This is a genomic window from Corynebacterium sp., from assembly GCF_030826625.1.
Taxonomy (GTDB): domain Bacteria; phylum Actinomycetota; class Actinomycetes; order Mycobacteriales; family Mycobacteriaceae; genus Corynebacterium.
The window spans coordinates 1-9,280 of record NZ_JAPJNQ010000083.1 but is presented as its reverse complement, the minus strand read 5'-3'; the positions used below and the strand labels follow the sequence as shown (position 1 = coordinate 9,280).

General features: G+C 58.8%; 8 protein-coding genes, 4 tRNA genes and 1 pseudogene. 1 reads left to right on the top strand and 12 read right to left on the bottom strand.

All coding sequences use genetic code 11. The features are described 5' to 3' along the window. The 7 genes and pseudogenes from RCH87_RS09150 to RCH87_RS09120 form a co-directional block, all read right to left on the bottom strand. Nucleotides 1-365: pseudogene (locus RCH87_RS09150) on the bottom strand (transcription termination/antitermination protein NusG); the annotation flags it as partial. A 127-nt stretch (nt 366-492) separates the two neighbouring features. Then, a complete protein-coding gene (gene secE, locus RCH87_RS09145) occupies nt 493-825 on the bottom strand; it encodes a preprotein translocase subunit SecE (protein WP_306516392.1) in 333 nt (110 codons plus the stop codon). An 85-nt stretch (nt 826-910) separates the two neighbouring features. Continuing rightward, nucleotides 911-986, bottom strand: a tRNA-Trp gene (locus RCH87_RS09140). 119 nt (nt 987-1,105) lie between these two features. After that, nucleotides 1,106-1,177 (bottom strand) — tRNA-Met (locus tag RCH87_RS09135). 43 nt (nt 1,178-1,220) lie between these two features. Further along, a tRNA-Thr gene (locus RCH87_RS09130) sits at nt 1,221-1,293 on the bottom strand. 794 nt (nt 1,294-2,087) lie between these two features. Next, nucleotides 2,088-2,169: transfer RNA gene (locus RCH87_RS09125), tRNA-Tyr, on the bottom strand. A gap of 264 nt (nt 2,170-2,433) precedes the next feature. Next, nucleotides 2,434-3,450 (bottom strand): polyprenyl synthetase family protein, encoded by a 1,017-nt coding sequence (locus RCH87_RS09120; protein ID WP_239211932.1) that lies wholly within the window; start codon nt 3,448-3,450, stop codon nt 2,434-2,436. A 110-nt stretch (nt 3,451-3,560) separates the two neighbouring features. Between RCH87_RS09120 and RCH87_RS09115 the strand changes: the two genes are divergently transcribed. Further along, nucleotides 3,561-4,967: a geranylgeranyl reductase family protein gene (locus tag RCH87_RS09115; RefSeq protein ID WP_306516391.1), complete on the top strand. Its 1,407-nt coding sequence runs from the start codon at nt 3,561-3,563 to the stop codon at nt 4,965-4,967. A 119-nt stretch (nt 4,968-5,086) separates the two neighbouring features. On the opposite strand, the gene RCH87_RS09110 is transcribed toward RCH87_RS09115, so the two are convergent. The 5 genes from RCH87_RS09110 to RCH87_RS09090 form a co-directional block, all read right to left on the bottom strand. Further along, a complete protein-coding gene (locus tag RCH87_RS09110; RefSeq protein WP_306516390.1) occupies nt 5,087-5,386 on the bottom strand; it encodes a hypothetical protein in 300 nt (99 codons plus the stop codon). 143 nt (nt 5,387-5,529) lie between these two features. Further along, on the bottom strand, nt 5,530-6,270 hold the full coding sequence (locus RCH87_RS09105; protein ID WP_306516389.1) for a demethylmenaquinone methyltransferase: 741 nt from the start codon (nt 6,268-6,270) through the stop codon (nt 5,530-5,532). 150 nt (nt 6,271-6,420) lie between these two features. Further along, entirely contained in the window at nt 6,421-7,614 is a 1,194-nt protein-coding gene (locus RCH87_RS09100) for a glycosyltransferase family 1 protein (protein WP_306516388.1), read from the bottom strand. Then, on the bottom strand, nt 7,611-8,183 hold the full coding sequence (locus RCH87_RS09095; protein ID WP_306516387.1) for a DUF3592 domain-containing protein: 573 nt from the start codon (nt 8,181-8,183) through the stop codon (nt 7,611-7,613). Before RCH87_RS09095 ends, RCH87_RS09100 begins: the two co-directional genes overlap by 4 nt. A 13-nt stretch (nt 8,184-8,196) precedes the next feature. Continuing rightward, a partial coding sequence (locus RCH87_RS09090) for a thiamine pyrophosphate-binding protein (protein WP_306516386.1) occupies nt 8,197-9,280 on the bottom strand: 1,084 nt, incomplete at its 5' end.

The window sequence follows — 9,280 nt, the reverse complement described above, 5'->3', positions numbered from 1 at the left end:
ATGTACCACTGACCAGGCTGCTTTTTCAGCTCCTTGGTGAATTCGCGCAGACGACGTCGGTAAGCAACATCCTCGTCGAGTTGTTCGCCAGGTCCTCCGGCTTCACCAGCATTAGTGGATTCAGGTCCATCAGTCCCGTCTGCGCCAGCGCCAACCGCAGCTTCTGCACCAACCGCCTCGAGCGCTTCTTCGTGGTCTTTGGCGAAATCGGTGGAGTCAGCGTCATAGCCTTCGCCGAGCGATTCACGGTCTTCTTCCGCCGCCAACTCAGCAGCCTCACTTGCTTTGGCTACCTCTGGAGTGACGTCATCGAATACGTCACTGGTGTTTTGTTGATCTTCGTTGTTCTGGGTGTCTTCGCTCACTGTAGCGCTCCCTTGTGCCTGGGTGAATATGTCGTTGAATATGTCGTGGACTGGTTGCGCTCATAAATTATCCCGCTTATCCATCGAGGGACAAGCGGGATCACAACCTGATATGAAGCAATTATAGCTAAGGAGTAAGGACTGCTTCAACTCCCATGGTGGCGACAGTGTCGATGCTCCAGACAAGCGCAGTCAAAACAAAAAGGAATGCAAACACAACGATGGTGTACTGCACCATCTGCTTCGCGGTAGGCCAAACAACTTTGCCCATTTCGGAAACAACTTCCGGAACAAAACGGGCTGGGCCACCGCCTGGTTTATCGTCTTGGACAGAAGAGTTATCTACCTTGACGACATGCTTAGCTTCATAAGAAGCACGGGAGGTGGTGGACGCACCGGAGCGTTGACGCTTACCGACTGGACGAGCTGGACCGCCGGTGGCGTTGTTCTCTTCGCTCACGTCAATGACTCCTCAGTGTCCTCGAGTGGTCAGTGTCCTCGAGCGGCCTTAAAGTTGACCTCGGTGAATGACCTCATGAAAATTATGGCAGGGGCGACAGGACTCGAACCTGCAACCTACGGTTTTGGAGACCGTTGCGCTACCAATTGCGCCACGCCCCTAGAGGTTGCTGTTTATCAGACCGGTGATACCTTGGGCCCACCGTATTCTGCAGCATCCTTCACCTTAGCAGACCGAGATGCGGTCAGTGCAAGGCTTGAGGTTATGGGAAAAATCCCAGTAGCGATGGCGGGAATTGAACCCGCGACACAACGATTATGAGTCGTATGCTCTACCACTGAGCTACACCGCCTGGTGTTGCAACGTCTAAGGTGTTCGACCCTAAACAGCAACAGAGCCCCCTGACGGAATCGAACCGTCGACCTTTTCCTTACCATGGAAACGCTCTGCCGACTGAGCTAAGGGGGCGCAGCCTCGAAACCAACTTTGCAGTCTTTCGATCTACTTTGTTGCGCTCCGTTGAAGCCTCACATAGCCTAACCCAGTTCAGTGTTAGTACACAAATCGCAAGGTTAAGACATGTTTTTTGTCTATTCATTACCTATGCTTTGCCACCGCTCAGGCAGAACCAACACACCTCTCTCGCCCGACCGCTTGGAGAGGATATACGACAAAAAGTGTGTCCGTGTGGGTGTCATTGACGCAGAGCAAGAGCTAAAAACACCGCATTTATAATCCCCACAACGAAAACTCGTCCAGACCGGCAACTGTCAGCACACTTCAACACTGAGGTGCCCCACAACAAAAAACAAAGCCGCCCAGCAAACAGGACGACCAGCCCTCTACAACAACGCTTCCCAACCGCCTATAACCACAACCTAGGCGTACAGAAAGGATGAATAGGCACCTAACCCCGACCACGGGGTAACAGCCCCAGACACACCCATACACATTTTGTCGCATACCCCCGCTTTTTGCTTCGTCTCCCGCTTAGCCCATCGCCGGTAATCATGTCTGCCGACAATCATGTCGATGGTGTCTTTTTTACAAATAGTGAACGAAAATGGCCGGTTTCAGGAGGCCTATTTGCAAAACGGGACCAAGCTCTGGTCGACACCCCCGATCAGACACACTTTGTGTCGTTTAGCCCCACTTTTTGTCGTTTAACCCCGCATAACCCCATAACCCGTCTTGGATCCTAAGGGCCGTAGCCCAGGCATGCGAAAAACCCACGCGAATCATCGCGTGGGTTTCATCTGCTGTGCCAGGTAGAAGATTCGAACTTCTGAAGGCAATGCCGGCGGATTTACAGTCCGCTCCCTTTGGCCGCTCGGGCAACCTGGCGTGCACCATTTGGTGCGGTTATTTACCCTACTATAGACACCCAGCGTTTCCCCAAATCACCACTATAGGGCAGCTTTTTAGCACCGTAGGTTGATAGCTCCAGATTGATAGCACCGTAGGTTGATGGCACCGTAGGTTGATATCTCTACGTTGATAGCTCCAGGGTGTTAGCGCTACAACCAGCTCAGGACGCAACCATAACCATTGCGCGCCCTCACCCCAGTTAAGCCCAAACCGCCGGCGTGCGCACATGCACAGTTCGCGCTAGCCCACCCGGCGCGTGGTGTATTCCGCGAGCAACCGCAACGCGCGAGTCGCCGCAATATCCGGCAGCTTATCCAGCTCTCGATCCACCACGTCCAAATGCGCCTGGACGTCGGCAAGCGCCTTTGCGCGCCCCTCGGTCTCTCGGATCAGCGCAATCGCCCGCTGCACGTCATCTTCGGCCTCCAGAGGGCCAGTCAGCAGCGAACGCAGGTCGTTACCAGCCGCGCTGTCCTCCTCCAACGCATACAGCACTGGAAGCGTGAACACGCCCTCACGCAAATCCGTGCCCGGAATCTTGCCCGAGTCTTTCGGATCTGAAAACAAATCGATAATGTCGTCGACGATCTGGAAAATCATGCCGATCGCCCCACCGATAGTCTGCAACGAACGCTGCGTCGGCTCGTCTGCCCCCGCGTGATAGGAGCCCAGATAGCCAGCAGAAGCAATCAGGACCGCAGTCTTTTCTTGAATCACCTTCTGGTAGTGCTCCACCGGGTTAGACTCACCGGCACCAAGCGTCTCGCGCATTTGCCCGGTGACCAATTCCTGGAAGGTCTCACCGAAGTGGCGAACCGTCAGGCTATCCATCTCGGACATGATGCGCGAAGAATGCGCCAGCAAAATATCGCCGGACAAAATCGCCACCGAGTTATTCCACCGCGAGTTCGCCGATTCCACACCGCGGCGCTGGTCGGCTTCGTCCATCACGTCGTCGTGATACAGCGTCGCCAAGTGCACAATCTCCACGACACCAGCGGCTTTGTAAACATTTACCGCTTCGGGGCGCGGGCCATATTCCGCCGCCAGCAGCGCCATCATCGGACGGAAGCGCTTGCCTCCAGCCTTAGTCAGGTGCAAAACCTTATCCGTGATGAAATCCTCACCGCGCGAAAGCTCCGAACGCAGCAGGTCTTCGACCGTTTCCATCCCGGCAGCGATGCGCGAATTGAGCTGTTCATCCCCCAAATCCACAGCGGGGGTGTAACCAGTTGACTGGTGTCGGCCAGTGGTCATATCCGAGGTTTATCCTTGCGCTCATTCGTTCCCATATTTCCCGTCCTAACAGTAGTCGACATAACAGGGCAAAACACTTCCGGGGGCGGGCTCGTGCAACAATAATTGCCATGATGCTTGCCGACGAAATCCCGTCCAACGATGTGACCTGCGATGTTGTGGTCATCGGCGGTGGCCCAGCCGGAGCTGCAGCTGCGATTTATGCCGCGCGCGCAGGATGGGACGTCATCGTGGTGGACAAGGCAACATTCCCGCGCGATAAAACCTGCGGCGACGGGCTTACCCCGCGTGCGATGGCGAAGCTGCGCGAGCTTGGGATTCTAGATGGGGTGAACCCGGGATATCGCAACCGGGGCTTGCAGCTGCACGGCTTTGGCGGATCAGTGACCGCCGCATGGCCAGACGGACATTTCGGAGCTACGGGCACGGCCTGGCCACGGCGCGATCTTGACCACTACCTGCTGCAGCAAGCTGCGGCAGCAGGCGCACGGGTATGGACCGGGTATTCGGGCGCTGATGTCGTCGTCAAGCACAACGCCATTGACACCATCACCGTGCGGCGGGTTGGTGGCCAGCAGTCGGCACGATTGGGCGGCCAACAGCCAACAAACGACCAGCAGCCGTCGGCAAGCGAGATGACGTTGCGTCCGCGGTGGACGATTGTGGCCGACGGGGTGCGCTCGACGTTTGGCAAGAAGCTAGGGCGCGAATGGCACCGCAGCGAGGTCTACGGCATTGCCGCGCGCTCGTATTGCAGCTCGCCATATTCTGCTGAACCGTGGATGCACTCACACGTGGAGCTGGTCGACGAAGCCGGGACCGTGCAGCCTGGGTACGGGTGGATTTTCCCGCTTGGCGACGGGACGGTGAACCTGGGATGCGGGGCGCTTTCGACGAGCAAACGGCCAGCGGCGATCAACACGAAGAAACTGCTGGAATTTTATGCCTCGCAGCAGCAGGCAGCCTGGAAGTTGGGGAAACCGCAGGACATCGCCTCGGCACTGCTGCCCATGGGCGGGGCTGTGTCGAACGTGGCCGGGAAAAACTGGATGCTGATCGGCGACGCTGCAGCGTGCGTGAATCCGCTCAACGGTGAGGGCATCGACTACGGGCTGGAAACCGCAGAACTGGCGATCGGACTGTTGGGGGCAGGCTCCGGTGGCGCGGGTGCTCACCCCGCACCTGCTGCAGGTCGCGACCTAGAAGGAAAAAACCAGCTCACAAGGCTGGACCTGACCCTGGTATGGCCCGAAGTGTTGCGGGCGCATTTCGGTGAGGCGTTCATGTGGGCACGCACTGCGGCCCGGCTTTTGACCTATCCGCAGTTTTTGCCTGTGTTCGGCCCGTTAGGGTTGCGGGGCCCGGCGGCGCGCTATTTAATGCCAGCGGCGGCTCGGTTGATGGGCAATTTAGTTACCGACGAAGACCGGGATCTGATTTCCCGGTTATGGAAGAAGGCAGGAAAATATGCGGCGACGGCGCGGGCCGACACGCCGCTGTGGGATGCAACGGTTTAGGGAATACGGGGTTTAGGAAACATGGGGAACCTGCGATGCCAAAGCCAATGGCGAGACATAACTAAACAAGGCTAAACAAAGCCACCGACGATTTTGAGGAATCTGCCCAGCTTATCTGGTTATCTGGGCTTTTTAGTATTTTCGTCACTCGTGGCTGCGGTGTTCTTACGCTCCGACAGCACGAGTTTTGTTTCTACAAACACCAGAAGCACGAAAATATAAACAGCAATCGCGATGACTTCAAGTAGAGACATTTCCTGGAGGCCTCCGGCAGTAGCGCGATAAAGAATCCATGCAGCGGGTAATGCTAAGAAAACTCCAGCCCAGCCCACTATCCTGGCTCGTGGCCGATTCCCATGTTTAACTTCATAGATAGCAGATAAGCCCGCTACGCCTATCGCAATTATCAAAACAGACAATATTATCATTATAGGCCACCAACTAAGCTTACGGACGGCGAATATGATTCCAGTAAAATCTCACAATAGCAAAATCTCACAATGGCGTCGTATATTTTTCTTGACGCTTTACGGTAAGCCCAATCAGACCCAACCCAGAACAATTAACCCTTCACAGCCGAATGTAGCGCCACAATCCCACCGGTCAGGTTCTGCCAACCGCACTCAATCCACCCATTCGCGTTGATCTCAGCAGCCAAAGTCTCCTGATCCGGCCACATGCGGATCGATTCCGCCAGGTACTCATAGGCCTCCGCGTTCGACGAAATCACCCGAGCAATCACCGGCAGCGCGCGCATCAAATATTCCTTGTAGACGGTGCTAAACACCGGAATCACCGGCGTGGAAAACTCGGCGACGGTGAGTTTGCCGCCCGGTTTGGTGACCCGCGCCATTTCCCGCAGCCCGGCACGAAAGTCGTGGATATTACGCAGGCCATACGAGATCGTGACGGCATCAAAACTATCGTCCGCAAACGGCAAGTGCATGCCGTCACCGGCAACCTTGGGCACATCACGGTGGGCACCGGCTGCCAGCATTCCGGTCGAAAAATCACAGGCCACGCACCAGGCTCCGGAGCGCGCCAACTGAACGGTAGACACCGCGGTTCCGGCTGCTAAGTCCAACACCCTATCCCCGGGCTGCAGATCCAGACGCTCACGGGTGCGCTTGCGCCAATAATTATCGATACCGAGCGAGAGCACGGTATTGGTCAGGTCATAATTCTTGCTGACCGTATCAAACATCGACGCCACATCCACCGGCGTCTTCTCCAGTGTCGCGCGGGTAGGCTTTGGCGATTGCTGGGAGTTGTTGCCCTGCTCTGGCTTATTTGAAGAATCCACGCCACCAGCTTAATCGGTGCCGCCCCCGGAATCCCACGCGGTAGTAATTCGGCAATCCGCGCCGAAAATAATTCTGTGGTTCGTGCCGCAGATGCGCCATGGGTTAGGCCACTGCGCTGGCCGTGCGAAGGGCATGCCGCAGGCAATGGCTTAAGCCGTACCACCTGCCGTGCTTGACGACGAATCCAGCACCGCCCGATAATAATCCACCAGCTGCGAGCACACCGCTTCCCAAGTCCGCTCCTCCACCCCGGCACGGGCGGCACCACGCAGACTGTCGTCCGCCTCACCCTCTGTTCCCGAAGATTGCGCAACCACCCAAGCAACGGCATCGACAAGCTCGTCAGCGAAGGTTTCCGGGGCCAGCAACCGCCCGTTGACGTAGTCGTCGATGAGGTCGACCGGGCCTCCCGCCCGCGGGGCGATCGTCGGCACGCCGCTAGCCTGCGCTTCCTGGATGGTTTGGCAAAAAGTCTCCAGCTCACCGGGGTGGACGAAAACATCGAAACTGGCATAGGCAGCCGCGAGGTCGCTGCCGCTGAGTGCTCCGCAAAACACCGCATTCGGCATCGCGGCTTCCAGCTCAGAACGGCACGGGCCATCCCCGACGATGACCAGCTGAATGTCGTCACGACCGGCAAGGGTCGCGATCCGGTGCACGCCCTTTTCGGCGGCAAGTCGGCCCACATAGCCCACCACGGTCGTCGACTGCGGGCGCTGGCCAATCCAATCGCGGCGTAGGCGCTCCGAGCGTTTGTCCGGGTGAAACAATTCCGTGTCCACCCCACGCCCCCAGCGAGCAAGATTTTCCACCCCGTGGGCTTCCAGCTGCCGGATAGTTTCTGTCGACGGCGCCAGGGTCAGCTGGCAATGATTGTGCATCCGGCGGATCCAACGCCAGGTCGCACGCTGCAAAACCCCCAGCCGGTAGCGCCCCGCAAAACCCGCAATATCAGTTTGAAAAACCGCCACCCGGGGAATCTTTAAGCGCCGGGCCGCCCAACCACCACCGCGCCCCAACGCAAACGGGCTGGCGAGATGGACGATATCCGGGGCGAATTCTTTCAACGTCCGGAAAACAGTGGGCGTCGGCAAGCCAATGGGTAAGGAATCGACGAACGGCAGGCGGATCGTCGGCACGCGGACGATGCGAAAGCCAGCGTAGTGAGAAATTTCGGGGTGATTGGGGCCGCGACCGTGCGCGCCAGGGGCGATGACAATGGCCTCGTGTCCGGATGCGCGCAAGTGCTCGAGGATACGCAGCACCGAATTGCTGACCCCGTTGACGTGTGGCAGGAATGACTCGGCAACGATGGCGACGCGAAGGTGGGCCGGTGCGCTCACCGCTGCCTGGTCTCTTTCGGGTTCTGCTCGGGTTTTTTCGGGCGGGTGGCAAAAGAAATCAGCCGCCACAGCACCAAGGTGACCACCACGACGAGCACCGCAACGCTCAACCCCGGGATAATCGCCAACATCCAACCGCGCCCTGCGACTTTCACCAGGTCCGGGTTCTCACGCGAATACTGCACCCAGACCTGCTGGCCTTCGGCCAAGCCCGTCGGATACAACACCCCAGTTGATGGCGCTTGGTAGAGGCCCGCGTCGTCACGAAATTCCACGGTGGTGCGCAGCAAAGACGTACCCGTCACCGTCGCCAGGGCGCGACCTGGATCCGATTCGATACGACGATCATTCGATGCCGTACCACCGATCATGGCAAACGAGCCCAACAGGCCGGCCGTGCACAACGCCGCAACCAGTTGGTGCAAGCGGCGGCGCCATTGCCGGCGGTAGCGCTGCGGATCGACCGGCGCCGGATTGTCTGGCGCCGAGCTGGCCGGGTTAGCGTTGGTCGGGGCCGGATTGTCTGGCGCCGAGCTGGCGCTAGCCGGGTTCGGGGTGGAATCTGCCATGAGAAACTCGCCGCTATCCCCCGACGACGGAAGCGATAGCCTCGTGCAACGCCCGGCGCGTCGCGCGCGTCGTGGCTGCTTCAATGACCACGACCGGCTCCGGGGATTCCGCCTGGCTCGTCAATGCCTCGAGAAGTTCTTGCGGCGACTCGACACGCTGATAAGCGATGCCATAGCCAGCGCAAATCGCCGCGATATCCACCCCATGCGGGGTGCCGAAAGCCTGCTCGAAATCACGCCGCAACCCCGGTTGGCCCACCTCGAGCGATTCGAAGATGCCGCCGCCGTCATCGTTGGAAACCACGATCGTGAGGTTTTCCGGTTCCGGTTGGTCCACCCCACGCAGCAGCCCGCCGACATCGTGCAGGAAGGTGATATCCCCCAGCAAGGCGACGGTGCGCGGAGCGCGGATTTCGTCGGCACGCAACGACTGCGCAGCCACCGCAACACCGATCGCCTGGGAAATATTGCCGTCGATGCCAGCGGCCCCGCGCGGCGAATACGTATCGACGCCGTCGAAGGGCAACCCGGTCAAAGCCACATCCCGGATCGCATTCGACGGGCCCACAAACACCGTGTCGCCGACGGCCAAAGTATCGGTAACCGCGGCTGCGACATGCAGGCCCGTGAAGCCATGGGCGTCGTCGTCAAGCACATCGCGCACAGCTTGCACCGCCAACGACGAGGCCGCTTCGCAGACCTTGAGCCACTCACGGGTGGGCTCTCCGGTGGTCTTCACGCGGGTACCGCGGGCCTCGTTGCCATCACGCAGGCTGAGGAAATCCTCGGTGCGCGATAACACCATGACCTCGATGTCCGGATCGGTGATCAGCCCCATCACGCGGCGGTGCAACGTCGGATGCCCCACGACGATGACCTGGGCGGGTTTGGTGCGCACATAATAATCGCCGACCTCGGCATCCGCCTTCGCGAAAATCGCGGCTGCGGCTGGGTGGACCGGCACATACGGGGCCGGGGCGCTAGGCTCGGCAATCGTAGGGACGTCCTCGAGACCGTCAACACGCCAGGCCTCATCACCGGCGATCACGAGTGTCGGTTTCGACAGGTCGACGGTGAGCTCGCCGTGGTCTTTCCAC

What these genes read in the sequence shown, in the direction of transcription:
- RCH87_RS09120 (WP_239211932.1), bottom strand. Translation starts at nt 3,450, where the DNA reads ATGACCACTGGCCGACACCAGTCAACTGGTTACACCCCCGCTGTGGAT.
- RCH87_RS09115 (WP_306516391.1), top strand. Translation starts at nt 3,561, where the DNA reads ATGATGCTTGCCGACGAAATCCCGTCCAACGATGTGACCTGCGATGTT.
- RCH87_RS09095 (WP_306516387.1), bottom strand. Translation starts at nt 8,183, where the DNA reads ATGGCAGATTCCACCCCGAACCCGGCTAGCGCCAGCTCGGCGCCAGAC.